Annotated in this window: 30 protein-coding genes; 12 read left to right on the top strand and 18 right to left on the bottom strand. The window is 62.1% G+C overall.

Translation table 11 applies throughout. The features are described from left to right. Complete coding sequence (locus AC0L2X_RS00620) at positions 1-837, bottom strand: amidohydrolase family protein (protein WP_473552967.1); 837 nt, start codon at positions 835-837, stop codon at positions 1-3. A gap of 67 nt (positions 838-904) precedes the next feature. Then, on the bottom strand, positions 905-1,693 hold the full coding sequence (locus AC0L2X_RS00615; protein WP_473552964.1) for an IclR family transcriptional regulator: 789 nt from the start codon (positions 1,691-1,693) through the stop codon (positions 905-907). Between the two features lie 157 nt (positions 1,694-1,850). On the opposite strand from AC0L2X_RS00615, the gene AC0L2X_RS00610 reads away from it, so the two are divergent. From AC0L2X_RS00610 to AC0L2X_RS00575, 8 genes are all read left to right on the top strand, one after another. Beyond that, the gene (locus tag AC0L2X_RS00610) at positions 1,851-3,167 is read left to right on the top strand and encodes a type 2 periplasmic-binding domain-containing protein (protein WP_473552962.1); all 1,317 of its coding nucleotides are present in this window, start codon (positions 1,851-1,853) and stop codon (positions 3,165-3,167) included. A 141-nt stretch (positions 3,168-3,308) separates the two neighbouring features. Continuing rightward, the gene (locus tag AC0L2X_RS00605; protein ID WP_473552960.1) at positions 3,309-4,205 is read left to right on the top strand and encodes a carbohydrate ABC transporter permease; all 897 of its coding nucleotides are present in this window, start codon (positions 3,309-3,311) and stop codon (positions 4,203-4,205) included. Between the two features lie 2 nt (positions 4,206-4,207). After that, positions 4,208-5,074 (top strand): carbohydrate ABC transporter permease, encoded by an 867-nt coding sequence (locus AC0L2X_RS00600; RefSeq protein ID WP_352465970.1) that lies wholly within the window; start codon positions 4,208-4,210, stop codon positions 5,072-5,074. A 1-nt stretch (position 5,075) separates the two neighbouring features. Continuing rightward, on the top strand, positions 5,076-6,173 hold the full coding sequence (locus AC0L2X_RS00595) for an ABC transporter ATP-binding protein (protein WP_473552957.1): 1,098 nt from the start codon (positions 5,076-5,078) through the stop codon (positions 6,171-6,173). A 4-nt stretch (positions 6,174-6,177) separates the two neighbouring features. After that, complete coding sequence (locus AC0L2X_RS00590) at positions 6,178-7,290, top strand: mandelate racemase/muconate lactonizing enzyme family protein (protein WP_473599223.1); 1,113 nt, start codon at positions 6,178-6,180, stop codon at positions 7,288-7,290. A 9-nt stretch (positions 7,291-7,299) separates the two neighbouring features. After that, complete coding sequence (locus AC0L2X_RS00585; protein WP_023676093.1) at positions 7,300-7,629, top strand: L-rhamnose mutarotase; 330 nt, start codon at positions 7,300-7,302, stop codon at positions 7,627-7,629. Then, positions 7,622-8,698 carry a Gfo/Idh/MocA family protein gene (locus tag AC0L2X_RS00580; protein WP_473552952.1) on the top strand — a complete coding sequence of 359 codons (1,077 nt, stop codon included), beginning with the start codon at positions 7,622-7,624 and terminating at the stop codon, positions 8,696-8,698. Before AC0L2X_RS00585 ends, AC0L2X_RS00580 begins: the two co-directional genes overlap by 8 nt. Position 8,699: 1 nt before the next feature. Next, positions 8,700-9,179: a MaoC/PaaZ C-terminal domain-containing protein gene (locus AC0L2X_RS00575; RefSeq protein WP_473552950.1), complete on the top strand. Its 480-nt coding sequence runs from the start codon at positions 8,700-8,702 to the stop codon at positions 9,177-9,179. 231 nt (positions 9,180-9,410) lie between these two features. On the opposite strand, the gene AC0L2X_RS00570 is transcribed toward AC0L2X_RS00575, so the two are convergent. From AC0L2X_RS00570 to AC0L2X_RS00530, 9 genes are all read right to left on the bottom strand, one after another. After that, positions 9,411-10,367 (bottom strand): C-terminal binding protein, encoded by a 957-nt coding sequence (locus AC0L2X_RS00570; protein WP_473552947.1) that lies wholly within the window; start codon positions 10,365-10,367, stop codon positions 9,411-9,413. A 12-nt stretch (positions 10,368-10,379) separates the two neighbouring features. After that, positions 10,380-11,138, bottom strand: a complete 759-nt coding sequence (locus AC0L2X_RS00565; protein ID WP_473552945.1) for an HpcH/HpaI aldolase family protein — start codon at positions 11,136-11,138, stop codon at positions 10,380-10,382. A 43-nt stretch (positions 11,139-11,181) separates the two neighbouring features. Next, on the bottom strand, positions 11,182-11,895 hold the full coding sequence (locus AC0L2X_RS00560; RefSeq protein WP_473552942.1) for a hypothetical protein: 714 nt from the start codon (positions 11,893-11,895) through the stop codon (positions 11,182-11,184). Positions 11,896-11,919: 24 nt separating this feature from the next. Next, complete coding sequence (locus tag AC0L2X_RS00555; RefSeq protein ID WP_473599222.1) at positions 11,920-13,230, bottom strand: TRAP transporter large permease; 1,311 nt, start codon at positions 13,228-13,230, stop codon at positions 11,920-11,922. A gap of 3 nt (positions 13,231-13,233) precedes the next feature. Further along, on the bottom strand, positions 13,234-13,746 hold the full coding sequence (locus AC0L2X_RS00550; RefSeq protein ID WP_352488503.1) for a TRAP transporter small permease: 513 nt from the start codon (positions 13,744-13,746) through the stop codon (positions 13,234-13,236). 77 nt (positions 13,747-13,823) lie between these two features. Continuing rightward, positions 13,824-14,801 (bottom strand): TRAP transporter substrate-binding protein DctP, encoded by a 978-nt coding sequence (gene dctP / locus AC0L2X_RS00545; RefSeq protein WP_473552938.1) that lies wholly within the window; start codon positions 14,799-14,801, stop codon positions 13,824-13,826. A gap of 89 nt (positions 14,802-14,890) precedes the next feature. Further along, positions 14,891-15,436: a flavin reductase family protein gene (locus AC0L2X_RS00540; RefSeq protein WP_473552936.1), complete on the bottom strand. Its 546-nt coding sequence runs from the start codon at positions 15,434-15,436 to the stop codon at positions 14,891-14,893. Continuing rightward, positions 15,436-16,530 carry an LLM class flavin-dependent oxidoreductase gene (locus AC0L2X_RS00535; protein ID WP_473553661.1) on the bottom strand — a complete coding sequence of 365 codons (1,095 nt, stop codon included), beginning with the start codon at positions 16,528-16,530 and terminating at the stop codon, positions 15,436-15,438. The genes AC0L2X_RS00540 and AC0L2X_RS00535 overlap by 1 nt, the downstream gene beginning before the upstream one ends. Further along, the gene (locus AC0L2X_RS00530) at positions 16,530-17,246 is read right to left on the bottom strand and encodes a GntR family transcriptional regulator (RefSeq protein WP_473552932.1); all 717 of its coding nucleotides are present in this window, start codon (positions 17,244-17,246) and stop codon (positions 16,530-16,532) included. The genes AC0L2X_RS00535 and AC0L2X_RS00530 overlap by 1 nt, the downstream gene beginning before the upstream one ends. A gap of 444 nt (positions 17,247-17,690) precedes the next feature. On the opposite strand from AC0L2X_RS00530, the gene AC0L2X_RS00525 reads away from it, so the two are divergent. Then, positions 17,691-17,966 carry a hypothetical protein gene (locus tag AC0L2X_RS00525; protein WP_473552930.1) on the top strand — a complete coding sequence of 92 codons (276 nt, stop codon included), beginning with the start codon at positions 17,691-17,693 and terminating at the stop codon, positions 17,964-17,966. Positions 17,967-18,009: 43 nt separating this feature from the next. On the opposite strand, the gene AC0L2X_RS00520 is transcribed toward AC0L2X_RS00525, so the two are convergent. The 5 genes from AC0L2X_RS00520 to AC0L2X_RS00500 form a co-directional block, all read right to left on the bottom strand. Then, a complete protein-coding gene (locus tag AC0L2X_RS00520) occupies positions 18,010-18,228 on the bottom strand; it encodes a hypothetical protein (RefSeq protein ID WP_473552928.1) in 219 nt (72 codons plus the stop codon). A 3-nt stretch (positions 18,229-18,231) separates the two neighbouring features. Further along, positions 18,232-18,411, bottom strand: a complete 180-nt coding sequence (locus AC0L2X_RS00515) for a hypothetical protein (RefSeq protein WP_473552926.1) — start codon at positions 18,409-18,411, stop codon at positions 18,232-18,234. A 136-nt stretch (positions 18,412-18,547) separates the two neighbouring features. Then, the gene (locus AC0L2X_RS00510; protein ID WP_473552923.1) at positions 18,548-18,721 is read right to left on the bottom strand and encodes a hypothetical protein; all 174 of its coding nucleotides are present in this window, start codon (positions 18,719-18,721) and stop codon (positions 18,548-18,550) included. 133 nt (positions 18,722-18,854) lie between these two features. After that, on the bottom strand, positions 18,855-19,292 hold the full coding sequence (locus tag AC0L2X_RS00505) for a GFA family protein (protein ID WP_473552922.1): 438 nt from the start codon (positions 19,290-19,292) through the stop codon (positions 18,855-18,857). Between the two features lie 27 nt (positions 19,293-19,319). Beyond that, positions 19,320-19,538: a hypothetical protein gene (locus AC0L2X_RS00500; RefSeq protein WP_254818791.1), complete on the bottom strand. Its 219-nt coding sequence runs from the start codon at positions 19,536-19,538 to the stop codon at positions 19,320-19,322. A 144-nt stretch (positions 19,539-19,682) separates the two neighbouring features. On the opposite strand from AC0L2X_RS00500, the gene AC0L2X_RS00495 reads away from it, so the two are divergent. After that, the gene (locus AC0L2X_RS00495) at positions 19,683-21,983 is read left to right on the top strand and encodes an FdhF/YdeP family oxidoreductase (protein ID WP_473552919.1); all 2,301 of its coding nucleotides are present in this window, start codon (positions 19,683-19,685) and stop codon (positions 21,981-21,983) included. 67 nt (positions 21,984-22,050) lie between these two features. On the opposite strand, the gene AC0L2X_RS00490 is transcribed toward AC0L2X_RS00495, so the two are convergent. Together AC0L2X_RS00490 and AC0L2X_RS00485 are read right to left on the bottom strand one after the other, a co-directional pair. Further along, positions 22,051-22,410: a response regulator gene (locus tag AC0L2X_RS00490; RefSeq protein WP_473552917.1), complete on the bottom strand. Its 360-nt coding sequence runs from the start codon at positions 22,408-22,410 to the stop codon at positions 22,051-22,053. Beyond that, a complete protein-coding gene (locus AC0L2X_RS00485; protein ID WP_473552915.1) occupies positions 22,407-25,511 on the bottom strand; it encodes a CheR family methyltransferase in 3,105 nt (1,034 codons plus the stop codon). Before AC0L2X_RS00485 ends, AC0L2X_RS00490 begins: the two co-directional genes overlap by 4 nt. A 166-nt stretch (positions 25,512-25,677) precedes the next feature. Here AC0L2X_RS00485 and AC0L2X_RS00480 point away from each other — a divergent pair, with 166 nt between their 5' ends. Next, positions 25,678-25,875, top strand: a complete 198-nt coding sequence (locus AC0L2X_RS00480) for a hypothetical protein (protein ID WP_352660374.1) — start codon at positions 25,678-25,680, stop codon at positions 25,873-25,875. A gap of 1 nt (position 25,876) precedes the next feature. Next, the gene (locus AC0L2X_RS00475; RefSeq protein ID WP_473552912.1) at positions 25,877-26,473 is read left to right on the top strand and encodes a response regulator; all 597 of its coding nucleotides are present in this window, start codon (positions 25,877-25,879) and stop codon (positions 26,471-26,473) included. The last annotated feature ends 2 nt before the right edge of the window (positions 26,474-26,475 follow it).

The raw sequence follows: 26,475 nt of genomic DNA, 5'->3' as shown, positions 1-26,475 counted from the left end.
CTACAAACTCCACAGCCGCTTCGCATTAGCGGACAGCAGCTTTTGCCGTTCGTCAGCGCTAGCGCCGCTGAGCAGCGCGTGCGTTGTCGCAATCCAGGTCGCAAGCCCGCCGCCAAGCGTGCAGACCGGCCAGTCGCTGCCCCAGACGACACGGTCCCAGCCGAAGCATTCGATGGTGTGCTCGACATAGGAACGCAGCGTTTCGACAGTCCAGGATCCGGCATCCGCATAGGCGACCACACCGGAAATTTTGCCGACGACGTTCGGGCGCCGCGCGATCTCCGCCATGTGCTCGCGCCAGGGGTGCTCGGCACCGCCCTTGATATCGGGCACGCCGCAATGGTCGAGCACGAACTGCACATCCGGCGCGAGGTCGGCGAGTGCAATCGCCTTGGGGATCTGGTGCGGCAGAACGACAAGGTCGAAGGTCAGGCCGCTGCCGGCAAGCCGCTTGATGTTTTCGCGGAACAGCGCGCCTTCCGAAAGCTCGTCCGGCATGACGTGCAGCACGCGGCGAAAGCCTTTGACGAAAGGATCGGCACGCTGGCGCTCGAGATAGGCGGCAAAGCCGGGCTCTTCCGGACGGCAGGAGGCGATTGCCCCGCGTAGCAAGCTGTTCTTCTGCTGCGACAGCGCTTTGACACGGCTGGTTTCGGCCTCGATGTCGGCTGGATCGACATCGACCTCCATATGCAATGCGCCCTCGATGCCGGCCCGGCGCGCCTGGAGTGCATATTCGTCGTAGGAGAAATCGCGGTTGAGCGCCGGCACGCCGGAGAGCCAGGGGTAGCGCAGCGCGAACTGGTCGATCAGGTGCAGATGGGTGTCGAAGATCATGGTGGCGCGCTCCTCCTTGGCGACTTCGAGATCATCTCACGGAGAAATTCTTCATTCAAATAAGAATTCATCGCGATTGCTTGACGGTCGATCCCGCCAGTTGCGACAGCTTTTCGGTCGCCGTCAGCAACAGCTCGATCGTCCTGGTAATGTCGGGCGCCTTGGGTGCGTTGACCAGGGTAATGTAGGGGATCGACAGTGCGGCGATCGCCTTGCCGTCCGAGCCGAGAACGGGCGTCGACAGGTTGAACACGCCGGCCGTCTGCAGCGATGCCATCATCTCGTAGCCGCGTTCCCTAATCTGGTCGAGGCGGGCAAAGAATTCCGGCGACTGCGGTGGCTTGTCGGTGCTGCGCAGATGTTCTGAGATCATCATCTGCCGCTCTTCCGGCGGGCGGAACGCCAGCAACACGTGGCCGGAGCCGGTGTCGAACAGGCTGATATGCGAGCCGACGCGGATGGAGATGCCCCAGTAATCCGGCGCCTCCTGCTGTGCGATCACCACGGCGGAACCGCGATCGAAGACGACCAGCTGGTTTGCCTGCTGTGTGGTTTCGGCCAGTTCGCGCATCAGCGGCGTCGCATAGGAGGCTAGCCGGCGCACCGGCGCGTGCAGCTGCGCCAGGCCAAACAGCTTGAGCGTCAGCGAATAACGGTCGCCATCCGGCCGCGTGACATAGCCGCGCCGCACCAGCCGATCCAGCATGCGATAGAACTCGTTCGGGCTGCGGTCGAGTTTCTTGGCGATTTCCGCCTGCGTCAGGCCGCCATCGACGCCGGCCAGCAGCTCGAGGATGTCGAGCCCCTTGTCCAACGCCGGGGCTCGATAGCGCTCGTCTTCCTCGTCCTCTGCCATTGGGCTTCTCCAGTGAATTTCACATTTCATATACGCATAACGGTTGCTTCCGGAAGAACTTTCGGCTTGACGATCCTATAAATATTTTGTTTGTATATGAATGAAGCTGCCGATCAGCCCTCGCTATGGATCGACGCAGACTCTTGGGAGGATACCAATGACTAAACTGTTTTGCGGCCTGTCGGCCGGCGTAACGCTGCTCGCAATGGGTGCGAGTGCCCTTGCTGCCGAACTGCCCGGCAAATTCGACGGCGTCACCATCGACGCCAAGCTGATCGGCGGCCAGCAATATGAAGGGCTGTACGCGCGCATCGGCGAATGGGAAAAACTGACCGGCGCCAAGGTCAACGTGATCTCGAAGAAGAACCACTTCGAGCTCGACAAGGAGATCAAGTCGGACATCGCCTCCGGCAGCATTAACTGGTGCGTCGGCTCGAACCACTCGTCCTTCGCGCCGCAATATCCTGATATCTACACCGACCTCAACAAGCTGCTGCCGAAGGAGGAGATCGACGCCTTCGTGCCGTCGACGATCAAGGCCTCGACGCTCGAGGGCAAGCTGGTGATGCTGCCGCGCGCACAATTCGACGTCTCGGCGCTCTATTACCAGAAGAGCCTCTATCAGGATGAAGCCAAGAAGGCCGCCTACAAGGCCAAGTACGGCAAGGAGCTGACACCGCCCGACACCTGGGACGAGGTCGCCCAGCAGGCGGAATTCTTCGCCAGCCCGCCGGATTTCTACGGCACCCAGTTCGCCGGCAAGGAAGAGGCGATCAACGGCCGCTTTTACGAGATGCTCATCGCCGACGGCGGCGAATACCTCGACAAGGACGGCAAGCCGGCCTTCAACTCGGAAGCCGGCGTGCACGCGCTCGACTGGTTCGTCAATCTCTACAAGGCCAAGGCGGTGCCGGCCGGCACCACCAACTATCTCTGGGACGATCTCGGCCAGGGCTTTGCCTCGGGTACCGTCGCCATCAACCTCGACTGGCCAGGCTGGGCAGGCTTCTTCAATGATCCAAAGTCGTCGAAGGTCGCCGGCAATGTCGGGGTGAAGGTAGCGCCGAAGGGATCGGCCGGCATTCGCACCGGCTGGTCGGGGCACCACGGATTTTCGGTCACCGAGAACTGCGCCAGCAAGGAGGCTGCGGCGTCGCTGGTCTGGTTCCTGACCAATGAGGACAGCCAGAAGCTCGAGGCGGCAAGCGGCCCACTGCCGACCCGTACGGCGGTGTGGGACTGGGATATCCAGCAGGCGGCCAGCGATCCTTACAAGAAGGAAGTGCTGGCGGCTTTCCAGGAGGAGGCAAAGCACGCTTTTGCCGTGCCGCAGACACCCGAATGGATCGAAATCTCCAACGCCGTCTATCCCGAATTGCAGGCCGCCATCCTCGGCGACAAGACCTCCAAGCAGGCGCTGGACGACGCTGCCGCCAAGGCTACCCAGATTCTTGAAGACGCCGGCAAGCTTTGACCATTCTCCCAAGGGGCGCCGCGCTCATCGAAGAGCGGCGCCCCCGAACTTTTTACGAACCATGCGCAACACGCTTTGTCTTGATCCCGGCTCGCCAATGGCGGCCTACGGTGTCCGGGCACCAACCAGAACCGGATCGCCATGAAAGGCTGGAGACCTTCGCCGCCATTGCTGCTCCTGCTGCCGGCTGTGATCGTGCTGGCGGCTGTGGTGGTAGTGCCGTTGCTGCTATCGCTCTACTCCAGCTTCACGCCGTTCCGGCTGACCAGGCCGGAGACGTTCTGGGTCTTCATCGGCGCGCGCAACTACGTCGCCATCCTGACCAGCCGCGCTTTCTGGGTCGCCTTTGCCCGCACCGTGGTGCTGCTGACGGTGGCGCTCAACCTGGAAATGCTGATCGGGCTCGGGCTTGCACTGCTGGTGGAGAAGGCATCGCGCGGCCAGCGGATCCTGCGGACCATCATGATGTTTCCGATGATGTTTTCGCCGATCCTCGTCGGCTTCCAGTTCAAATTCATGTTCAACGACAATATCGGACTGGTGAACAACGCCCTGCAGGGGCTCGGCCTGACCGACCGCGCCATCCCGTGGCTGATCGACGGCAATCTCGCCTTCATCGCTATCCTGATCGCCGAGATCTGGTCGTCGACTTCGGTGTTCGCGATCCTGATCCTTGCCGGGCTGCTGGCGATGCCGCGCGAACCGGTCGAGGCCGCCCGCGTCGACGGCTGTACGCCTTGGCAGACATTCCGCTATGTCACCTGGCCGTTCATCATGCCGTTTGCCTTCATCGCCATGACCATCCGCTCGCTCGACGTCGCGCGCGCCTATGACATCGTCAAGATCATGACCGACGGCGGCCCTGCCGGCCGCACCGAACTGGTCTGGACGCTGATCGCCCGCACCGCCTACAGCGACGCCAGGATGGGAATGGCCAATGCCATGGCCTATTTCTCGATCCTGCTGTCCATCCTGTTCACCGTCTATTTCTACCGCAAGCTCGCCGCGGCGCGCACGCAGATCGCGGCGGAGTGGTGAGGATGGACCAGAACAGCCTGCATCGCGTCGGCAACAAAGCGCTCGGCATCGTTCACGGCATCGGACTGTTCCTGGCCATGCTGGTCATCTGCCTGCCCGGCATCTGGATCGTGCTGTCGTCGCTCAGGCCGACTGTCGAGATCATGGCCAAGCCGCCGGTGTGGATCCCGCAGCAACTCTCGCTCGACGCCTACATCGCCATGTTCAGCGGCGTCGGCCAGGGCGGCATTCCGGTGCTCGACTACTTCCGCAATTCGCTGATCATCTCGGTGACCTCGACGGTGATCGCCATCGTCATCGGTATGGCCGGCGGCTATGCCTTTGCGCGCTACCGCTTCCGCGCCAAGTCGGCGATGTTCCTCGGCCTGATGCTGACGCGCACCGTGCCCGGCATCGCGCTGTCGCTGCCGCTGTTCTTCGTCTTTGCGCGGCTCGGCATCATCGATACGCATTTCGGGCTGATCCTGGTCTATGTCGCGCTCAACGTGCCGTTCACCGTCTGGCTGATCGACGGCTTTTTCCGCCAGGTGCCAAAGGACCTCGCCGAAGCCGCGCAGATCGACGGCTGCACGCGCTGGCAGGCCTTCTGGCAGGTCGAGTTTCCGCTCGCCGGCCCCGGCATTGCCTCGGCCGGCATCTTTGCCTTCCTCACCTCCTGGAACGAATTCGCGCTCGCCTCGCAGCTGACACGCTCGATCAACTCCAAGACCCTGCCGGTCGGCCTGCTCGACTATACGGCCGAATTCACCATCGACTGGCGCGGCATGTGCGCGCTGGCCGTGGTCATGATCATACCGGCGCTCACGCTTACCTTCATCGTCCAGAAACACCTCGTCGGCGGCCTCACTTCCGGCGCGGTGAAAGGCTGACATGGCAACTGTATCGCTCAAGAAACTCACCAAGAGCTACGGTCCGGTGGCGGTGGTGCACGGCATCGACCTGGAGGTCGCCGACCGCGAGTTCATCGCGCTGGTCGGGCCGTCCGGCTGCGGCAAGTCGACAACCCTGCGAATGATCGCCGGCCTCGAGGCGATCAGCGACGGGGTCATCGAGATCGGCGGCCGCATGGTAAACGACCTGCCGCCGCGGTCGCGCAACATCTCGATGGTGTTCCAGTCCTACGCGCTCTATCCGCACATGACGGTGCGCGAAAACCTCGGCTTCTCGCTGAAGATTGCCGGCGCCGCGAAAGAGGAAATGGACCGCCGTGTCGCAGAGGCATCGGGCATTCTCGGCCTTGACCAATTGCTCGACCGCCGGCCGTCGCAGCTGTCCGGCGGACAGCGCCAGCGCGTCGCCATGGGCCGCGCCATCGTGCGCGATCCCGACGTCTTCCTGTTCGACGAGCCGCTTTCCAATCTCGACGCCAAGCTTCGGACGCAGATGCGCACCGAGATCAAGAAACTGCACGCCAAGGTCCGGTCGACGGTGATCTACGTCACCCACGACCAGGTCGAAGCGATGACATTGGCCGACCGCATCGTCATCATGCGCGACGGGTTCATCGAGCAGGTCGGCACGCCCGACGAGGTCTTCCGCCGGCCGCAGACCCGCTTCGTGGCGGGCTTCATCGGCTCGCCGCCGATGAATTTGCATGAGGCTGACGTCGACGACGGACAGCTGCTGTTCGCCAGCGGCGAGAGGCTGCCCCTGCCCAGCCAGTTCAAGGCAAATGTCGGAACCGGCGACAAAGTCGTGTTCGGCCTCAGGCCCGACGACATCTATCCGACGGGGCACGGCATCAGCTCCGGCGAAGAGGTCGACGTGCACCAGGTGGAACTGCCGGTGACGGTTACAGAACCGCTCGGCAACGAAACGCTGGTGTTCGCCGAATTCAACGGCAGCGACTGGGTATCGCGGATGCTCAATCCAAAGCCGCTCAAAGCCGGCGACCGGGTCAAGATGAGCCTGGACCTGTCGCAGGCCCATCTGTTTTCTGCCGAAACAGGCAAGACATTGCGAGGTTAAAATCATGGCAAAGATCGAGAAAATCGAACTGCGGATGGTCGACCTGGTGCCTAAGGTCAAGCGCACCGATGCCATCCAGAGTTTTGTCAGCCAGGAAACACCGATCGTCACCATCACCGACGCCGACGGCGCGGTCGGCACCGGCTACAGCTATACGATCGGCACCGGCGGCTCCTCGGTGATGCGACTGCTGGCCGACCACCTTGCGCCGCGGCTGATCGGCCGCGACGCCGACATGATCGAGGCGATCTGGCACGAGCTGGAATTCGCCACCCACGCCACGACGATCGGCGCGATCACGGCAATCGCGCTCGCGGCCATCGACACTGCCCTTTGGGACCTGCGGGCGAAGAAGCAGGGCCTGCCGCTGTGGAAACTGGCCGGTGGCGCCAAGGACCGCTGCCCGCTCTACACGACAGAAGGCGGCTGGCTGCATATCGAAACCGAGGCGCTGGTCGAGGATGCGCTGGCCGCCAAGGCCAAGGGTTTTCGCGGCTCGAAGGTCAAGATCGGCAAGCCGCACGGTTCCGAGGATCTTGCCCGGCTGACGGCGGTGCGCCGGGCGGTTGGAGACTCCTACGAGATCATGACCGATTGCAACCAGGGCTTTTCGGTCGACGAGGCAATCCGCCGGGCCGAGCGCCTGCGGGAACTCGACCTCGCCTGGATCGAGGAGCCGCTGCCGGCCGACGACATTGACGGCCATGTGCGGCTGTCGAGTGCCACATCGACGCCGATCGCCGTCGGCGAGTCGCTCTATTCGATCCGGCATTTCCGCGAATATATGCAAAAGGGCGCATGTTCGATCGTGCAGGTCGATGTCGGTCGCATCGGCGGTATCACGCCGTGGCTGAAGGTGGCGCATGCAGCCGAGGCGTTCGACATACCGGTCTGCCCGCATTTCCTGATGGAACTGCATGTCAGCCTGACATGCGCCGTTCAGAACGGCAGATATGCCGAGTATATTCCCCAGCTCGACGAGCTGACCGGCAAGAAAATGCGTATCGAGGACGGGCACGCATTGGCGCCGGACGAGCCCGGCATCGGCATCGACTGGGACTGGGATGCGATCAAGGCGAAGAGCATCGCGGAATTCACCACGACGATAGTGAAATAGGAGGCGGACATGCAGCGAATGGGAATGGTGCTCGGCCTCAAGCCGGAGAAAGTCGCCGAGTATGTGCGGCTTCACGCTGCCGTGTGGCCGGACGTCCTCAAGATGATTTCCGCCTGCAACATCAAGAATTATTCGATTTATCTGAGGGAGCCGGAGCACCTTTTGTTCAGCACCTTCGAGTACCACGGCACCGACTATGCCGCCGACATGGCCAAGATGGCTGCCGATCCCACGACGCAGGAATGGTGGGCGCTGTGCATGCCGTGCCAGGAGCCACTGCCGACCCGCAAGGAGGGCGAGTGGTGGGCGTCGATGGACGAAGTCTTCCACTATGACTGATGACATTTTCGATCCTTCCTCGCTCTCCCAGGCCTGGGCACAGCCGTCAAAGCCCAGGCCGATCGTGATTTTCGGCGCCGGCTCGATCGTCGGCGATGCGCATTTCCCGGCCTATGGGAAAGCCGGTTTCCCGGTTGCCGGGCTTTTCGACCCCGACCTGGCCAAGGCGGAAAAACTGGCGCAGAAATGGGGCGTCACCGCTTACCGGTCGGTCGGGGAAGCCGCTGCAATCAAGGACGCCATCTTCGATCTGGCGACGCCGCCGGCCTATCATGCCGGCGTGCTCAGCGCGCTGCCCGATGGTGCGGTGGCGCTGATCCAGAAGCCAATGGGCAGCAATCTCACCGAGGCGACCGAGATCCTCGAAATCTGCCGCTCCAAAGACCTCAAGGCGGCGGTGAATTTCCAGCTGCGCTTCGCACCGATGATGCTGGCGCTCAGGGATGCGATCGCCAAGGGCTGGCTGGGCGACGTGGTCGATTTCGACGCATGGCTGGCGCTGGCGACACCCTGGCAGCTCTGGGAATTCCTGTTGCAGGCGCCGCGCGTCGAGATCGCCATGCATTCGATCCATTATCTCGACCTGATCCGGCAATTGCTCGGCGACCCCAAGGGGGTTCACGCCAAGACGCTCGGCCACCCCGGCCATAAGGTTGCGCAAACGCGCACCAGCGCGATCCTCGACTATGGCGACACGGTGCGCTGTGCGCTGTCGATCAACCACGATCACAAGTTCGGTCGAAAACACCAGGCCTGCGAATTCCGCATCTGCGGCACCGAAGGCGCCGCCTACCTCAAACTGGGCGTCAACCTCGACTATCCGCGCGGCGAGCCGGACATTCTCGAAATCTACCCCAAAGGCGGCACGGACTGGATTACGGTTCCGCTCGTCGGCGCATGGTTTCCGGACGCCTTTGCCGGCCGCATGGCCAATGTCCAGCGCTACGCGTCAGGCGAGGACGCCGAGCTTGTCAGTTCCGTCGAGGACGGCTGGAACACCATGGCGCTGGTCGAAGCCGCCTATCAATCGAGCGCGGCGCCGGCAACACCGATCGCGGCGAGGCCCTGACATGGAGCAGACTGTTTATTTCGAGGACTACCGGATCGGCTCGTCGCGCATGACCAGCGGGCGCACCATCACCGAGACCGACTTCGTCGTCCATGCCGGCCATACCGGCGATTTCTTTCCCCACCACATGGACGCCGAGTTCATGAAGACGACGCCGTTCGGCCAGCGCATTGCCCACGGCACGCTGGTCTTTTCGGTCGGCGTCGGGCTGACGGCAAGCGTCGTCAACCCGGTTGCTTTCTCCTATGGCTACGACCGGCTGCGCTTCATCAAGCCGGTGTTCATCGGCGATACGATCAGGACCCGCACCACCATCTCGGCCAAGGAGGACGACCCGAAGCGACCCGATTCAGGCCGGGTCGTCGAGCGCTGCGAGGTGATCAACCAGCATGGCGACGTGGTGCTGGTCGCCGACCACATCTACATTGTCGAGCGCCGCGACAAGCCGAGCAGAGCCTCGACGGATGGCGCCGAAACCTAAAGACAAAAAACCGCCTTGCGGCGGGTCCTCGGTCCGAATCAGCACCATACCCAAATTAGTAGCATAGCTGCCGGCACAAAGCAAGAACAAAATGTGGCAATCCGGACAATCTTGATAGGTTTGCGCCGCCCCTCATCGCCTTGCGAACGCCGGCTTGCAGGACTTGGGTTCCTCGCCCGCGGAGCGGGAGAGAGCAGGCGGATGAGGGGCGGCGCCGACATCGGGAATTGGTCATACCCGGTTGACCGGATAGACCGGCTTGCCGCCGCGCAGGACCGATGCGACATCGGCAAACACCTTGTTGCGAACCTCCGCGTAAGACTGGGTCGAGTAGTGCGCCGCGTGTGGACTGACCAGGACGGTGTCCAGCGCCAGCAGCGGATTGTCGGGCGAAGGCGGCTCCCGCTCGAACGTGTCGATGCCGGCGCCTGCCAGATGGCCGCTCCGGATCAAATCCGCCAAGGCGACCTCGTCGACCAGGCCGCCGCGCGACACGTTGATGAGTATCGCCCCTTGCTTCATCCGCGACAGGGCTTGTGCCGACATGATGTTTCTGGTTTCCGGTGTCGCTGGAACGTGCAGCGAGACGATGTCGGCCCTGGCCAGCAGCTCGTCGAAGCCGACCGGTTCGGCACCGCCGGCCGCGATGCGCTCTGCCGGCATGTGCGGGTCGTAGGCGATGATGTGGTAGCCGAAGACCCGCGCCCGCTCGGCAGTCAGCCGCCCGATCTGGCCGAAGCCGATCAGGCCGAGGATCTGCCTGTCGGGCCGCATGATGCCGGCGCCGTCGGTCATTGCAGCCCAGCGGCCGGCGCGCACCGCGCTGTCGAACTGCTTCAGCCTGCGCGTCAAGGCCAGGATCAGGGCCATGGCGTGGGTGCTGACTTCAACCAGATTGGCGTCCGGCACGTAGGTCACCTGAACACCGGCACAGCTGGCGGCCTCGACGTCGATCGAGTCGAGCCCTACGCCGAACCGGCCGATGACCTTGAGCCTCTTCAGTTCCGCCAAAACGCGAGCCGTGATCGGCTCCCGCAATACCATCAATGCGTCGGCGTCGCGGCAGTGTTCGATCAGGGCATCTTCTGTGAGCAGCGTCTTTTCGACAAACTCGGCGCTCAAGCCGTCGAGGTAGCGCAGCTGCTCTTCCTCGACTGACAATACGCCGTCGGTCTTGATGATCTTCATGGCAAACTCTTGCTATGAGGCGCTGCGCGCCGAGACGACACCGGCGGCAAGGCCGGCGCCGAGAAACATCGTGTCGCTGGCGAGCATGTAGAAGCTGATGCCGTGCCGCGACCATTTGCCGACATCATCCGCCGAAGGACGAAAGATGCCGACGGCCTTGCGGGCTGCGCGCACTGCGGCCGCGATCCTGACGATAGCGGCATTGAGCTTGTCCTGGCCGGCCGGCCCCATGGCGTCGATCGAGACCGAGAGGTCGCCGGGGCCAATGAAGATCACGTCGACGCCGTCGACCTGGACGATGTCGTCGATATTGGCGAGGCCCTCGGCCGTCTCGACCTGGATGGCGACCGTCAGGACCTCGTTGGCCGATTTGAGGTAGTCCGGAATCATATAGCCATAACCGGCGGCGCGGCCTGGGCCGACACCGCGTGCGCCGACCGGCGGGTAACGGCAGGCCGTGACCGCCATGCGGGCCTGCTCGGCCGTCGAGACGCGCGGTACCAGGACGCCCGACGCGCCCGCGTCGAGCGCGGCCGCCATCCACTCCGGCGTGTGGCCGGGAACGCGCACCATCGCGGGAACCTTGTGGACATCGGCGGCGCGGACCAGATCCTCGAGCCGTTCGCGGCCGATCTGCGAATGCTCCCAGTCGATGCACAGGAAATCGACCCCGCTCGCGGCCGCCACTTCTACCGCCACAGGGTGCGGGATGGCGCAGAAGGTGCCGATGAGGCGATCGAGAGAAACACATTTCTTGCGAAAGTCGTACATGAAATCTCCAGAAATTTTTCGGCGTCGGCAAAACCTGTTTGCGCTATGTGGCCCTTGACGAAGGATGCACGGCTTCCGTCGACATCGGGAAATGCCGGCTGCCGCCTGAAAACGGCGGGAATGTCTTGTAGTCGGCGCGCATCTCCAGCCTCGCCGGCGATTGCAGCGCGTGCGTCAATGCCGCGGGACTGTCGAACATGACGCGATTGCGCTGCATATGGTCGATCCGCGGCCAGGGCAGCGAACCGCACCAATCCAGTCGCGACAGAACCTCGATGTGGCGAATGCCGGGGAAGCCCCGCATCAATTGCGGATGGTGCGTCACGTAGTGGTGGAGCCAGACATTCATGTCTTCGGCCGGCCCGGGATAGTGGACAAGATAGCTGCAGGGCAGCCCGGACGTCTTGACGCCAGCGTCGTCGACGGGAAACGGACGCACGCACATTGCCTGTTGCGTCGGCCTCGAACCGGCGATGCTCGACAGCATACCCGGTCCGGCAAGCGCCTGCAGATGGCCGGACGGCGCCAGCGCCGCCTCCATGTCCGCCAATTCGTCGAAATAGAGCTGGAAGCCAAAGACCGGCGGTGGACCATCGTTGTTGAACATGTCCGTCGCCACTTCGGGCAGATAGATGTTTGCAAGCGCAAGGCCCGGCGTCGATGCGATCACACGGCGCACAGCGTCAACATCTTCACCGGCGATGGCCAAATTTGCCTCGCGGTCATCATGGAAGAAGGCAAGATAGGCAAAGCGCATGTGGAACCTCTGGATCGAGTTCGACTAGATCAAATTCGGAAGAAAGAGAGCGATCTGCGGAAAGAGGACAATCAGCAGGATCAGCAAAAGCGTCAGCGCGATGTAAGGCGCCGCTGACATGGCAACCGTCTTGAGCGATGTGCCTTTCGGCGCAACGCCGATCATGATGAACAGCAGCAGACCAAAGGGCGGCGTGGTGAAGCCGACCTCATAGGCGAGCAGCAGGATCAGCCCGAACCATACGGGCTCGTAGCCGAATTGCTGGGCGATCGGCAGGAAGATCGGCAGCGTGATCAGCATCATCGAGACCTGATCCATGAACATGCCGAGCAGCAGGATGACGAGCACCATCATGAGCAGCATGGGATACGGTCCAAGATCGTAGCCCACGATGAACTGGATAAAGCCGTTGGAGGCGCCGGAGAAGGCGAATATCTGCGAGAACGTCGTCGAAGCCGAGATGATCAGGAAGGTCATGCCGGTGACCTTCATCGCATCGTCCAGCGACTTCCAGACAACCGACCAGCTGAACCGCCGGTAGACGAACAACAAGGCGACGACGGCTGCACAGCCGAGTCCCGCCGATTCCGTCGGCGTCGCTATCCCAAGGATGATCGTGCCGACCACCATGAACACGATGACGCTCATCGGAATGATGTTGACGGCGACCGCCCTCACCTTCTCGGCCGCGGGGACGGCGGGCACCGGATAGTGGGGAGCGGCGTCCGGATCGATCTTGGTCTGTGCGAAGATCAGGGCCGCGTACATGACAACGAGCAGCAGCCCGGGCAAAGCCCCCGCTATGAGCAGCGCGCCGACGTCGATCTGGGCCAGCGAGCCGAGCAAGACGGCGAGCGAGGATGGCGGGATGATGACGGCAAGGCTTCCGGCGCCAAGCACCGGGCCGTAGGCCATATGCGGCTTGTAGCCCCGCTTCAGCATCTCGGGCACCATCAGCGAGCCCATCATGCCGGTATTGGCGAGGCTCGAGCCCGACAGCGCGGAAAAGATCGTGCCGGCGGCGAGGACGACATAGGCAAGGCGTCCGCGCAGATTGCCGACGCACAGGTCGAGCGCGTAGATGACTTTCTCGCCCAGGCCGGAGCGGAAGAACAGGCTGCCCATGACGAGAAACATCGGCAGCGGAGCAAGCGCATAGGTCGAGACGGCGTCGGAGAAGTTGGCGACCATCTGCGTCACGCCGATCGAACCGCCGAAGAACAGGTACAGCCCGATCACGTTGGTGACGAAGAACGCGAAGGCGACCGGCAGCCCAAGCCCCATCAACACCAGGATGGTGCCAACGAGCACGGCGAATGGAAACAGCCAGGCCACCGGTCAGAGCCCTTCCATTTCCAGCGGATCGAGCGTGTACAGCGTGTCACGGCCGAGCAGATATCTGAGCCATTCCAGCGCCGAGAGGTAGAAGGCGAGCATGATGGGCAGAAACACCAGCCATTTCGGCATATCGAAACTGCGCGTTTCATATTCGCCGCCCGCAACGGCACTTGTCAGGGACGACAGAGCGACGCTGCCAAGGTAGAGGCTGACGCCGATGCAGGCGAGGTAGACCAGCTTTTCAAGCACCGACCGTGCCCGCACCGGCAGCGCCTTGCGCAGGAACTCGACGAAGACATGGCCCTTGCTGTGGACCAGCCAGGGCATCGGCAGGAATGCCGCGTAGAGCAGGCCGTATTCCGTCGCCGACACCGCCCAGGCAAGCGGCCTCAGGCCCAGATTGCGGACGCATACATCAGCAACCACCGCGACGATGATGAGGCCAAGCACCACTTTTGCCGCCGCCGCCAACGCCAGGCTCAGCCTCCCAATCGCTGCAAACAATCTATCCATGCCCGACGACCCTCATGTCCACCTTCGTCCCCTTGGCCCAGCTTTGATGGAGGCACACAAGGCACCCTCGGCTTGGGCTACTGAAAGAATTTCTTCAACTGATCGATGTTGGTGGGATCGCGTTTGGCCATTCTCGCCCAGCTCGCCTGCGTGGCAGCCGCCAGGAATTTGTCGCGGCCGGCGCCGGTCAAGCTGATCACCTTCTGCCCGCCGGCGATCATCGCCTGTGCCTGCTTTTCGGACTCGGCAAGGTTGGCGTCATAGCTCGCGCGCTCGTACTCGACGGCCGTTTCGGCAAGCAGCTTCTGCGCCTCGGGCGACAGCGTGTCCCATTTCGCCTTGTTGATCGAGATCAGCACGTCGGTTTTGAAGAATTGCGGATCGACGCGGTATTTGGTGAATTTGTCCCAGCCGAAGGACGCATAACCAAATACGGTATAGGCGTTGGCATTGACGACGCCGCGCTCGAGCGAGGTATAGACATCCCCCGGCGCTTGCACGATGACCGTCGCGCCCAGGGATTCGAGGAAATCGCGATAGAGCGGCGACGAGCGGATCTTCAGGCTGCTCCAGTCGATGCTGCCTTCGCTGTTGAGCTTGGGTTCATCGATGGTGAAGACGTTGAAGCCCGAGCCCGCGTCGACATGCGCCAGCAGATGGGCATTGGCCTTCTTCTCGAAAATCCCGCTGATGAAGTCCCAGCCGCCATTCTCGCGAACCTCCCACGGCGTCTTCGTCGATGCGGAGAACACCTCGCCTTCGGGCACGAGCTCGAGGAACTGCCCTGCCGGTGTGTCGATCACATCGATCAGGCCGCTCCTGAGCGCCGCGCCCTGCTGGATCGGTGGAATGACCTCCGGCCCGCCACGCACGTTGATCTGGACCACGCCCTTGCACTTTTCGTTCACCTTCTGAACGAACTTCAGGAAGCTCTGGGCGTAGCCGTTCTGCGTCGGCGTAAAATGCACGGCATTGAGGACGACCTCTTCGGCCGTGGCGATACCCGCTACACCCGACATGACTGCCGCCAGAACAAGGGATTTCCAAATGCGCATTGCCGTACTCCCTCTGATAGATTCACTTCGCCGGGGCCCATCATCGGGCCGATCTGAAATTGCACGCTGCGCCGCCACACGAACGGCGGTTAGTTGACATCATCTCCTACTGTCAGGAACCGCCCACGCGCGTAGAAGACCGGCGATCGGTGAGCGCGATCCAGCGCGACGCCTGAGACGATGCCGATGACGATCATGTGCGACGCCCGCACGATGATTTCGGCGACCCGGCATTCGAACATTGCCCGCGCGCCGACAAGCAAGGGCGCGCCGGTTTCGCCGCGCACCCATGATCCGGACGAGAACCGCGCGGCGCCCCTGGCTTTGGTCAAGCCGCCAAAGGCACGCACAACGTTCTCCTGGTCGCCGGCGGGCAGATTGACGGAAAAGGGCAAGCCTTCGCGAATGGCCGAGGCAAAGGTGCTGCTGCGGTTGACGCAGGCCAGCAGGGACGGCGGCTCGGCACTCAACGAGCAGAGGGCCGTCGCCGTGATACCGCAGAAGCCGATCTCGTCATGCTCCGAGGCGAGGATGGCGACGGAGCCCGCCACGGCCCGCATCGCCTGCTTGAAGGCGCGCGGATTGATGGCGTCGTGCCCATGCACCCACGGCGTCGGAATGGCGGCCGCCGGCATCAATTTACTCGAAGCCCGGCCTGGCGCATCAGCGGCAGCACGCGGTCGCAGAAGAAGGGCAGTTCGTAGGTGTAGTTGACGAATGTGAGGGCGGCGCCGGAATAACCCTGTTCCATGATCGCAGTGAGGTCGTCGACGATCTTTTCCGGCGTGCCGATGAGCGGGAAGGTTCCAGCACCGCCGGCGAACCTCTGCCGATATTCGGTGAAGGCCTTCGCGTCGTGCGAGTTCGCGAATTCCTTCTTCTTGCGCATATGCTCGTCGACAGCGCCTTCGTCCGCGCATTCCAGCGCGTAGTGCCGGTAATAATCCTCGGCTTCCTGCTGGGTCTCCCGGCAGACGACATGACAGACCGTATAGACGCCGACTTCGCGTCCGACTTCGGCCGCTCGGTTGGTGATGTCGACCACATGCGCACGGCCGTCGGCGATTTCGGAAAAAGTCGAAAACAGATAGTCGCAGTGGCGCGCCGCATAGTTGCGCCCCGGCGCGCCGAAGGCGGCGTTCATGGTCACCGGTCGCGGCGCCTGCAGGCTCGGCGGCCGGCTGACGACACCCTTCAGATCATAGAACTCGCCGCTGAAGTCGAACGGCTCCCTCGATTGATAGGCACGCACGATGATGTTGATCCATTCCTCGGCCTGATCGTAGGTTCGATCGCCGACCGTCTGCCCGAACATGGCGAACTCGTCCGGGTTCCAGCCGCAGACGATGTTCAAGCCGGCACGCCCGTTGGAGATGTGGTCAACCGTCGCCAGCGCTTTTGCAGCCTGCAGCGGATGAACCAGCGGCACATGCACCGTCATGAACAGGCCGATGTTTTCCGTGGCGACAGCAAGACCCGCCGCCCAGGTGAAAGTCTCGAACGACCATTCCCGCACATGCGTCAAACCGCCGAAGCCGCGCCAGCGGGCGATCGGCAGCAGAAACTCGAGGCCGGCGCGATCGGCGATGCAGGCAGAATTGAGATTGTCCTCCCAGCGGGCGCGCCAGCGCTCGGGGACGGTGGTCATTGCCAGGCCGCCATCGGCGTTCATGGAAAAGACGCCGAGCTTGAACCGGTTCGGCCCTTTCAGCGGGTGCTGCTTCCTGATCATGATTTCCCCCGCTGCGACATGCTCTCACCTTCACCGCTGGAACGTTGAGCCGGTGGGCTCAGCTTCATGAAACGCTCCTCGGCGTTCTGAATGAAGTGCGTCATGCGGTCGTAGGCGGCGACGGCGTCGCGCTTGACGAATGCCTCGTAGATGGCGCGCATCCCGGCCACGACGACGGCCTGTGTCGGCTGGTGCGACAGCGTCCTTAAACGGACGACGAGCACGTGGTCGGCGAAGCGGGCAATCGTTTGTGAAAGGCGCTCGTTCTCGACGGCACCGAGCCAACAATTCCTGAATGCCGAATTGGCCTGGAAAAAGCGGTCGGCATCGCCGGCTGCGGCCGCAGCCTCCGCCTCCCGAAGCGCGGCTGCCAGCGTCTTGAGGCCAGCGGCGTCAAGTGTCCGCGCAGCGTGTGCGGCGGCACGCGGCTCGAGCAAGCGGCGGACCTCAAAGATGTCGGCGACATCCGTTGCGGTAAGTGTGGGTAGCGTGAAGCCGCGTGTGGTGCCGACGAGGTAGCCCTCATGCACCAACTGCATCAAGGCGTCGCGGACAGGCATTCTGGAAATACCGAGCTGGGCGGCAATGTCGACATCTACGAGCTTCTGGCCAGGCGCCAAATCGCCATGCTGAATGGTCAGCCGGATTTGTTGATAGACCTGGGCACGCAGATTGCCATCGCCAACCCGTTTGAGCTCTATCGTTTCCGTCATCCACGCCTTCCCATGCGAAGATTTCGTATATCGTTTGAGGCTGGTCTTCCCGCAGTGATCCGTTGAAATGCAGCCACATGTCGATAGAATTCGATCTGCAGGCCACGTTCCAATGCGAAGTGGAGCACAGGCTGGATCGCCTGGCAAGATGTTTTAAGTTTATAGTGTATACTGTTTGAGTTCGCTGTCCGGAGGGCAGAGGATCGCGCCATCCGTGCTGCCACGCCGCGCGACGGCGGGACAGCTGACGATCGGCGCGGTTCGGTAAAAAACGTACAGACGTTTTCCCGTGACACATCGAAGCTGGCGGATTTAACTAAAATTACTTGCGATCTGCGCGCGCCGGCACGCCCACCCGATCCCCTCGCCGGTGCGCACTACTGGATCGCCCGCCGTATCGAAAGGTGCGGCGGGCTTTTCGTTTCGTTTGGCGGGGAGGCGCTTGTGCGAGACTTGCCCAGGAATATCGACGCTGACGTCGTGATAGAGATCAGCAAGCTGCTCGACGACCGGGCGAAGTCGGTGCCGGTGCCGGTCCATAAGCTTGCAGCGATGATCCGGCGGAGCATCGAGACCCGCCTGACCGATCAATCCATCGAGGAGCTGATCGTGGAAATGGCCGCGACGCGGGGGCTTGCGATGCTGTTCGACTTGCCGATGGTCCCGGTAGTAAATGTCGACAATGTCGTGCCGATTGCTTTGGCGCGACGTCCCCGCTGACATTTCGCTCGAACTCTACCGATCTCCGCCTCGCTGCCCGACTTCACTTGTCCTGATCCGCGGGCCGGGTGTCGCCTTTCTTTTCGGGGTCGTGGGTATGGTGGCTGTCGCGTTCGCCGCCGCCGCCGGAGACCTTGCTGTGGCTGCGACGGTCGGGCGCGGCGGGCGGCTTTTCGACGCTCAGCGGCTTCTTGGCGTTTTCGTGCGCGGCGCCAGGACCGCCCTGGCGGATGCTGGCAGGCGTTTTTTTCGACGTGGACATGGCCTAGCGATCTTGGACGTTGCCTTGATGGGTGGTGTTTACCTTCGTATTGCCTTGCTGGCCCTGCTTGTCGGGATCCGGAACGGTGGATTGCAGTGCCTGGTCGGCCGCTACCGATTTTTTGTCGCCGGCGCCCTTCGGGCTCAGATTCTTCGGCGGCACAGGGGGAGGTTTTGTGCTCATGGCGTGTCTCCTTCCGCAACCCAAACAAGCGGCTCGGGAGAAAGGTTCCCGAGGGTCCGATACGAAGGGCGGTTGCCGCAACGAGTCGGGTCCACAGGCCGTGGCTTGGCCGGCGGGAGGCCGGCACAATCCAGGACTATTTCTTGATGATGTTTCCGTTGTTCAGATCGAAGGCCTGGGCGCCGAAAGCCTGCCTGAAGAAATCCTCCTGCAGATCGCCCCATTCGCCGAGATAGGCGCCGCAATTGCTGCAATAGATCGGCGTCGAATCCTTCGGTTGTCGGGAATCTCCATCAGGATCGTCCCGCACGCCTTGCAATCGAGCTTGTGATCCAAACGGCGGCCCATCGGCCGATAATTGCGCGTTTTCGGCCGCGCGCCAATCGTCGTTTTCGTACGCAAGCCCGAATGGCACGTTTTCCAACCAGCGAGGGGATCGAAAGCTAGCGGTCTGCCGGATTTCCGAACGCCGGGTCGCGCTGCCTCGAATACGTCCTGACCCGCGGCAGCTCGTCTGGAAACTCGACCCAGGGAAGCCTCATGTTCCAATATGCGTGGGCCTGTGGCGGAAACCGTTCGGGGTGATCGAGAAAGCCGATCGCCAGATAGAGTTCGTCGGGCAGGCCCTGGTCGACATAGCCGATCGATGTTCCGCAATCCGCGCAGAAGGACCGGAGCACGCCGGGGGTTTTCGAAAAGGTCTTCGGTGTGCCGGTGAGCAATGTGAATTCAGAAGGCCGATAACCGACCCACACCGTTAGCGGGCTTCCTATCGCCTTGCGACAGTCGTCATCATGATCGGAGCAAACCCAGAACGGCTCGCCGCGCATTTGCGCCGTTATGGCGCCGCAAAAACAGGAACCCGTCTCAGTTCGTAGCATTGGCTAACTTCATTGCTGGACCGGCCTTCATTGCTGGCCCGGCATTTCGGTATTTTCCTTGGGGTTCTTCTTGATGCCGGCGGCAGGCGAGGTGTCGGCTGGAGCATTGCCACCCTGGTTCTGCTCAGGGGCTCTTTTGAGCGGCGAGGTTTGCCAGCCCATATCGCCGTACAAAAAGCCTATGAGAAAGCCGACGATGATGATGGCCGAAATCACCATTGCAATTAACGCGTTACGTCGCTCCATTCGCACGGCTCCTTTCTCCGAGCCGAACAAACGATGGCAGAAATGGTTCCGGTAAGACGGACGGCGTGACGGGACGGAGCCGGCCGGGAACATTCAGCCTCACCGCGGGTTCGTATGAGTGCTCTTCTACAGGGAGTGGCTTGCATGAGACCCGCCGTAACCGATCGCATCGAAACCAAGAAATACGACCACCCGACAGGCGGCTGGGGATCGCTCAAATCCCTGGTCCGCAAGGCGCGAGGCGAAGGCCTGCTATTGTCCGGGATATGGAGCACGCTGCTCAAGCAGAACAAGGCCGACGGCTATATGTGCGTGTCTTGCTCATGGGCAAAGCCAGCCCAGCCCAGGCCTTTCGAGTTCTGTGAAAACGGCGCCAAGGCGACGATGTGGGACCAGACCAAACTGCGCTGCGAACCCGCATTCTTCGCCGAGCACTCGGTGGCGGACTTGCTCGATTGGCCGGACCACGATCTGGAGAAGCAGGGCAGGCTTACCGCGCCCATGCGCTACAATGCCGCCGTCGACCGTTACGAGCCGGTTTCCTGGGACGATGCATTCCGCGACATAGCTGCCGAATTGCGGCGGCTCGATCCGAAATCGGTGGTGTTCTACACCTCCGGCCGCGCCTCGCTCGAGGCCTCGTTCATGTACCAGCTTTTTGCGCGGATCTATGGGTCTTCGAACCTGCCCGATTCGTCCAACATGTGCCATGAATCGACCTCGGTCGGCTTGCCGGAATCGATCGGCTCGCCGGTCGGGACCGTGCAGCTCGAAGACTTTGCGAAATGCGACATGATGTTCTTCTTCGGGCACAACACCGGGGTGACGGCGCCGCGCCTGCTGCATCCGCTGCAGGAGGCACGTCAACGCAACGTGCCCGTCTTCACTTTCAATCCGTTGCCCGAGCGGGGACTGAAGCGCTTCAAGAACCCGCAAAACCCCATCGACATGCTGTCGCCCGGGCCGGGCACCAAAATGTCCAGCGATTACTTCCAGGTTCGTTCCGGTGGCGACATCGCCGCGATGACGGGCATCGCCAAAGCGTTGCTGGCGCTCGACGATGCCGCCCGCGAAAGCGGCAGGACGCGTGTCCTCGATACGGCTTTCATCGCCGAGCACACGCATGGCTTCGCCGAGTTCGAAGCTTTCCTGCGCAACACCCAGTGGAGCGATATCGTCGCACGATCGGGCATCGCACAGGCCGATCTGGAGCATGTCGCCGAGGTCTACAGCCATGCCAACGCGGTGATCGGCAATTACGGCATGGGCCTGACCCAGCATCGGCACGGCACCGAGAACGTCCAGATGCTGTGCAACCTTTTGATGATGCGCGGCAATATCGGAAAACCCGGCGCCGGCATTTCGCCGCTGCGCGGCCATTCCAATGTCCAGGGGCAGCGCACGGTCGGCATATCGGAAAAACCCGAGCTCGTCCCGCTCGACAAGTTCGCCGAATTCTACGCCTTTGAACCGCCGCGCGAAAAAGGTCTCGATACGGTCGAGACCTGCGAAGGCGTCATCGACGGATCGGTCAAGGGCTTCGTCGGGCTGGGCGGCAATTTCGTGCGGGCCGTTCCGGAAACCGGCCTGGTCGAAAAAGCCTGGCGTGGGCTCGACCTGCATGTCGAGATCGCGACCAAGCTCAACCGCAGCCACCTGATCGCCGGCCGGACAACCTATTTGCTGCCTTGCCTGTCGCGGCTGGAAAGAGACCATCAGGCGAGCGGCGATCAGAGGGTGTCGGTAGAGGATTCCACCGCCTGCATCCACGGCTCGTTCGGATCGCGACCTCCGGCTTCGCCGCATCTGCTTTCAGAGCCCAGGATCGTCGCCGAGCTCGCCAAGGCGACAGTGCCGGGCAGGAGTTCGATCCCATGGGATGAGTGGGTTGGGGATTATTCGCGCATCCGCGACGAGATCGAGCGCTGCTATCCCCAACATTTCCGCGACTTCAACAAGCGCTTCCTGACGCCCGGCGGCTTCCATCGCGACATCAAGGCGAGCAAGCGGGTGTGGGAGACGCCGAACAAGAAGGCCAATTTCAAGCTGCCAAGCGGCCTTGAAACCGACCCTGACATCGATGTCGCCGGCCGCGATGTGCTGACACTGATCACGGTGCGCTCCAACGATCAGTTCAACACGACCGTCTATGGCTACAACGACCGGCTGCGCGGCATCAGCGGCACACGTATGGTGCTGTTAATGAATGAAAAGGATATCCAGCGCCTCGGTTTGAGCGCCGGACAGGAGGTCGATCTCGAAGCCAATGCGCATGATGGCGTGGAGCGCCGCGTGCACGGGCTGCGCATCACGCCTTTCTCGGTGCCGGAGGGAAATTGCGCCGGTTACTATCCCGAGCTCAACCCATTGGTTCCTTTGTGGCACAGAGCCGAGAAGGCTCATGTTCCGGCAGTCAAATCGGTACCTGTGCGGATCTTGCCATAGGCGTTCGTTGTTCGCGGCAGGCACGCACCACGCCGATGTGACCCGGCGCGACTTTCAAATCGCGACCTCAGCAGGCTCGCGCGAGTTCATCCACGGCATTCAGGATCGCACTCTGGCTCGCCGGCTTCTGCACGATCCTGCAAGTGCGGAAACCTGCCGGAATTTCGCGTTCGCCATACCCGGAGAGGAAGGCGAACGGAACACCGCGCGTCCGTAACGCTTCCGCGATCGGATAGCTGGTCTCGTCGTTCAACTGAATATCCAGCAGCGCCGCGTCGATGCCGCCTTCGCCGACGAGCCGGAGGGCTGCCGTTACCGACGAAACCGGTCCAACCACCTGATGGCCGGCTTTGCGCAGGTAGGCCGCCGCGTCGTCGGCAATCAGCCATTCGTCCTCGACGATCAGCACGCGCATCTGTCCGGTCACGACGAGCCCTCGCGGGTCAGAGGGAATGCAATATGCGCCTCCAAACCATTTGAGTGGAAAGTTGTTTCAACCTTTCCGCCCAGCCTGTAGCCAATTTCTCCGCGCAGGAGGGTTAGGCCGAAGCCGATGTCGGTTGGCTCCTTGATCCGGGGACCGCCCTTCTCGCGCCAGGTGAGCTTGAAGGTCCCGTCGACCACCGACCATTTAACAACTATCCGCCCGGCTGGCTTCGACAGTGCACCATATTTGGCGGCATTGGTCGCCAGCTCATGGATCGCCATGCCGAAAGAAAGCCCTTGTGCTGGCTTGAGGCTCACTCTCTCGCCATCAAGCTTAAACCGTTCAGGCCCGAAAGGATCGAGTTCCTGGTGCAGCAATTCCTCGACAGAGGCTTCCGTCCAGCTCTCACGCGAGAGCAGACTGTAGGCTCGTGACATTGCCTGCAGGCGACCGATCAAGGCTTCGGCGAACTCGTCTTTCGACGCCGAGTATTCACGCGTCCGGTTGGTGATGCTGGCGACAACCGCCAGCATGTTCTTGACCCGGTGGTTCAGCTCGGAGATGAGCACCTGCTGACGCTCTTCCGCCTGCGCCAGCGTCGTCACGTCGATCAGCGTCACGACCACGCCCTGAATGCTGCCGCTCTTGTCCCGGTAGGGATTGATGCGAACCAGGTGAGACCGGCCGTTGTGGTCGCGCGCAAGATGATGGTTCAGGGTCTCTCCGGTCTCGAACACCGCCTCGATGTGCCGTTTCAGCTCGGGGTAGTCGAGTTGACTCGAAAGATCGGTCAGTGGCCGGCCGACATCGGAAAGACGCAAATTGAAGAAGGATGATGCGGCGGGAGTGAAGGTCCGCACCACAAGGTTGCGGTCGAGAAAGATGGTGGCGATTTCCGTACTTTCGAACAGGTTTCTGAGGTCGCTGTTGGCGCGGTCGAGCTCCTCTATCTTGCCGGTGAGCTCCGCGTTGATGGTGTTGAGCTCTTCATTGAGCGACTGCATCTCCTCCTTCGAGGCCTCAAGCTCCTCGTTGGTCGACTGCGCCTCTTCATTGACGGAGACGAGTTCCTCGTTCGAAGACTTTACCTCCTCCAGCGCGGTTTCGTATTCTTCGATGGTCGACTGCAGCCGTTCGCGCGTGTCGCGCAACTCCCGTTCGAGATCGGCTGCGTCGTCGGCGCCGCGGTTTTCGCGTGCCGGCTCGGAACGCATCCGGGGCTGTGCCACCGAATTGAACAGGACGAGGTAGAGGGGCTCGCCCTTGCCGCGTTCCGTGTAGGGCTCGACTGTCAGCGTAATGAACTGAAGCTGTCCGTCGTCTTCCTCGACCGCTATGTTTTCCCGAACGACCGTGCGGCGCGTCGTGGCTGCTTCCCGCAATGCGGCGCGCAGCTCAAGTCTCAGCCCGCGGCGGGCCAGGGTCAGCAACTGCCGGCTCGGGGCGCCTTGCGGCGCTTCCAGATATTTGCCCGTGCGCGCCGAATAGTAGACGATGTCGCCATCGCCATTGACCAGAACGTGAGGCGGGGCGAACCGCTCCAGCACCTGAGCCTCGATCGCCTGACGCAGTGAATGGCTGGCGGCGTCCTTCTTCGAGCCGCCGCTTCCGACCGGAAGGGCACCCGTGCGGCCATTGCCGATCAGGACCAGCGGCCGCGGCGTGGCATGTTCCCGCGCCTGGAATATCCGCTGCTTCTTGTCGACCGTGGCGAACAGGTCGCCGTGCTGACCGACGCTCTCCGACGTGCCGAGGAACAGATAACCGCCCGGCCGCAGCGCATAATGGAAGATCGGGATGACCCGGTTCTGGATCTGCGGGCCGAAATAGATCAACAGGTTGCGGCACGAAATCATGTCCATGCGCGAGAAAGGAGGATCGCGGATAACGCTGTGCGGGGAAAAAATGCACAGTTCGCGCACCTCTTTGCCGAGCACATAGCTCTCGCCGTCGCTGTGGAAAAACCGTTGCCTGCGCTTTGCCGATAGCCCGTGCAGCAGCGCTTCGGGATAACGCGCCGCACGCGCCACGGCGAGAGCCCGCTCATCGATGTCGGTCGCGAATATCTGGACGCGCGGCGGCGCGGAAAGCTTTTCCATGCGCTCGCGCATCAGCATGCCGATCGAGAACACCTCCTCGCCGGTGGCGCAGCCGGGCACCCAGACACGCACCGAATCGGAGGCGTTCCTGCCTTCAAAAATCTGCGGTATGATCTTTTCCTCCAGCAATTTGAACGCTTCGGCGTCGCGAAAAAAGCTGGTGACGTTGATGAGCAGGTCGCGAAACAGCTTCGCCACCTCGTCGGTGTCCCTCTTCAGCCGTTCTATGTAGGTGGTGATCGACTGCAGCTGCGTGATCTGCATGCGCCGCTTTACGCGACGCAGGAACGTCTTGGTCTTGTAGCCGGAGAAGTCGTGACCGGAATGGCTGCGCAAAATGGCGTAGATTTCATCGCGGGCCCGATCCAGGTCGGCCTTGTGCTCGTCATCCGCTTCGGCCAGTCCACTCAGCACATCGAAGCCGCGGACAAACGCCTGAAGCTTTGCACCGATCTGCTCGGCGGGCGCCGCTATGTCGATCAGGCCGCTCGAAATCGCACTCTGCGGCATGTCCGGGTTGCGGGGGCCGTACCCGTTGGACGCCTGGGCAATCGTCAGCCCGCCATGCTCCTTGATTGCCCTGGCGCCGAGCGTGCCGTCCGAATCGCCACCCGACAAGATAATGCCGACGGCATACTCGCCCTGGTCCTCGGCCAATGCGCTGAAGAAGATGTCGATTGGCTTGCGCTCCCGGTTGAGCGTATTCGGCCGGCGCAGCGAAAGCGCACCCTTACGGATGGTGAGGACGACGTTTTGCGGCATCACATAGACCTGGTCGGGTTGGACCGTCACGCCCTCCTCGGCCACGACGACCGGCATTTCGGTGTAACGCCGGATGACCTCGTGCAGCAGGCTCTCCCGTTCCGGGCTGAGATGGGTGACGACGACAAACGCCATGCCGGTGCCGTCGGTCAGCCCTTTGAACAGGCCCTCCATCGCGGGAATGCCGCCGGCCGATGCACCGACGCCGACAATTGGAAATCTTCCATTCTGGGATGCCACGCCAAGCCCCTGGTAACAGCCGCAAACACAAAGCCGTCAAATCGGGCCTTAGACCCAAATCGCGCCTCAGATTAAGACCGGGCCGGGCCTGAGGCCAGTAAATAGTCCACCAACGGAACAAAGTACCGCCGGTGGGCATTAACATTTGACTTTGGAGGCGGTTCCAATGGCAAAACGATCACCTGAAATAAAGCCGGCAAAGCGAATCCTGCTGCCTTCGCCGGATCTGACCAAGTTCCCGGTTTCTGAAAATATTCCGCCTCGCCTGCTCGCGCTCGCGGAACGGTTGCAAGAGGTACTGGCTCGCCACTTTGCAGAAGTCCGCGCCGACAGCCGTAAATCCCGCAGGAAGAAGGAACAATGAGGTGCGCGACCTGCAAGGCTTGCATATCCTGATCGTCGAAGACGAATGGATGCTGGCGGGCGATCTTGCACGTTATTTCAGCAAGATGGGCGCCGTCGTGCTTGGCCCGGTGGCGACAGTCGAACAGGCATCGAAACATACGGACGAGGCGGAGGCCGCGATCCTGGACGTCAATCTCAACGGACGACGGGTATTCCCGATCGCCGACGAACTGATGCGCCGTGGCGTGCCGTTCGTGTTTTTCAGCGGCGATGAAGACATCGTTATTCCCGAGCGCCTTCGGTATGCCAGCAGCCTCCGAAAATCCTCGGACGGCCAGGCTGTTTTCGATGCTCTCTTCCCAGCCGAGACGTCGTCGTCGAAAGGAGCTCGAGCGTCGGAGCCCTCGGATGACGTATTTTCGCTGCTTCCCAAGCTCAGGCTCGCGGCGCGTCTGCTGCTGGGAGATGTGGAGGCCTCCGACCGGCTGGTCGAGCGAACGCTCGAACAGGCCATCGGCGAAATCGACAAGAGACGATCCGGCTCCTCCACCGAGGACTGGCTCAACGGCATCATGCGAAGCATCGTCAGGGCACGCGGGCCAAACCTGCTGCACTGACC

The organism is Mesorhizobium sp. WSM4828, assembly GCF_055811175.1.
This window is presented reverse-complemented; position numbering and strand designations above follow the sequence as displayed.

Bases quoted from the DNA above. Each gene is read 5' to 3' on its own strand.
- AC0L2X_RS00620 (WP_473552967.1), bottom strand. From the start codon at position 837: ATGATCTTCGACACCCATCTGCACCTGATCGACCAGTTCGCGCTGCGC.
- AC0L2X_RS00615 (WP_473552964.1), bottom strand. From the start codon at position 1,693: ATGGCAGAGGACGAGGAAGACGAGCGCTATCGAGCCCCGGCGTTGGAC.
- AC0L2X_RS00610 (WP_473552962.1), top strand. From the start codon at position 1,851: ATGACTAAACTGTTTTGCGGCCTGTCGGCCGGCGTAACGCTGCTCGCA.
- AC0L2X_RS00605 (WP_473552960.1), top strand. From the start codon at position 3,309: ATGAAAGGCTGGAGACCTTCGCCGCCATTGCTGCTCCTGCTGCCGGCT.
- AC0L2X_RS00600 (WP_352465970.1), top strand. From the start codon at position 4,208: ATGGACCAGAACAGCCTGCATCGCGTCGGCAACAAAGCGCTCGGCATC.
- AC0L2X_RS00595 (WP_473552957.1), top strand. From the start codon at position 5,076: ATGGCAACTGTATCGCTCAAGAAACTCACCAAGAGCTACGGTCCGGTG.
- AC0L2X_RS00590 (WP_473599223.1), top strand. From the start codon at position 6,178: ATGGCAAAGATCGAGAAAATCGAACTGCGGATGGTCGACCTGGTGCCT.
- AC0L2X_RS00585 (WP_023676093.1), top strand. From the start codon at position 7,300: ATGCAGCGAATGGGAATGGTGCTCGGCCTCAAGCCGGAGAAAGTCGCC.
- AC0L2X_RS00580 (WP_473552952.1), top strand. From the start codon at position 7,622: ATGACTGATGACATTTTCGATCCTTCCTCGCTCTCCCAGGCCTGGGCA.
- AC0L2X_RS00575 (WP_473552950.1), top strand. From the start codon at position 8,700: ATGGAGCAGACTGTTTATTTCGAGGACTACCGGATCGGCTCGTCGCGC.
- AC0L2X_RS00570 (WP_473552947.1), bottom strand. From the start codon at position 10,367: ATGAAGATCATCAAGACCGACGGCGTATTGTCAGTCGAGGAAGAGCAG.
- AC0L2X_RS00565 (WP_473552945.1), bottom strand. From the start codon at position 11,138: ATGTACGACTTTCGCAAGAAATGTGTTTCTCTCGATCGCCTCATCGGC.
- AC0L2X_RS00560 (WP_473552942.1), bottom strand. From the start codon at position 11,895: ATGCGCTTTGCCTATCTTGCCTTCTTCCATGATGACCGCGAGGCAAAT.
- AC0L2X_RS00550 (WP_352488503.1), bottom strand. From the start codon at position 13,746: ATGGATAGATTGTTTGCAGCGATTGGGAGGCTGAGCCTGGCGTTGGCG.
- dctP (WP_473552938.1), bottom strand. From the start codon at position 14,801: ATGCGCATTTGGAAATCCCTTGTTCTGGCGGCAGTCATGTCGGGTGTA.
- AC0L2X_RS00540 (WP_473552936.1), bottom strand. From the start codon at position 15,436: ATGCCGGCGGCCGCCATTCCGACGCCGTGGGTGCATGGGCACGACGCC.
- AC0L2X_RS00530 (WP_473552932.1), bottom strand. From the start codon at position 17,246: ATGACGGAAACGATAGAGCTCAAACGGGTTGGCGATGGCAATCTGCGT.
- AC0L2X_RS00520 (WP_473552928.1), bottom strand. From the start codon at position 18,228: ATGTCCACGTCGAAAAAAACGCCTGCCAGCATCCGCCAGGGCGGTCCT.
- AC0L2X_RS00515 (WP_473552926.1), bottom strand. From the start codon at position 18,411: ATGAGCACAAAACCTCCCCCTGTGCCGCCGAAGAATCTGAGCCCGAAG.
- AC0L2X_RS00505 (WP_473552922.1), bottom strand. From the start codon at position 19,292: ATGCTACGAACTGAGACGGGTTCCTGTTTTTGCGGCGCCATAACGGCG.
- AC0L2X_RS00500 (WP_254818791.1), bottom strand. From the start codon at position 19,538: ATGGAGCGACGTAACGCGTTAATTGCAATGGTGATTTCGGCCATCATC.
- AC0L2X_RS00495 (WP_473552919.1), top strand. From the start codon at position 19,683: ATGAGACCCGCCGTAACCGATCGCATCGAAACCAAGAAATACGACCAC.
- AC0L2X_RS00480 (WP_352660374.1), top strand. From the start codon at position 25,678: ATGGCAAAACGATCACCTGAAATAAAGCCGGCAAAGCGAATCCTGCTG.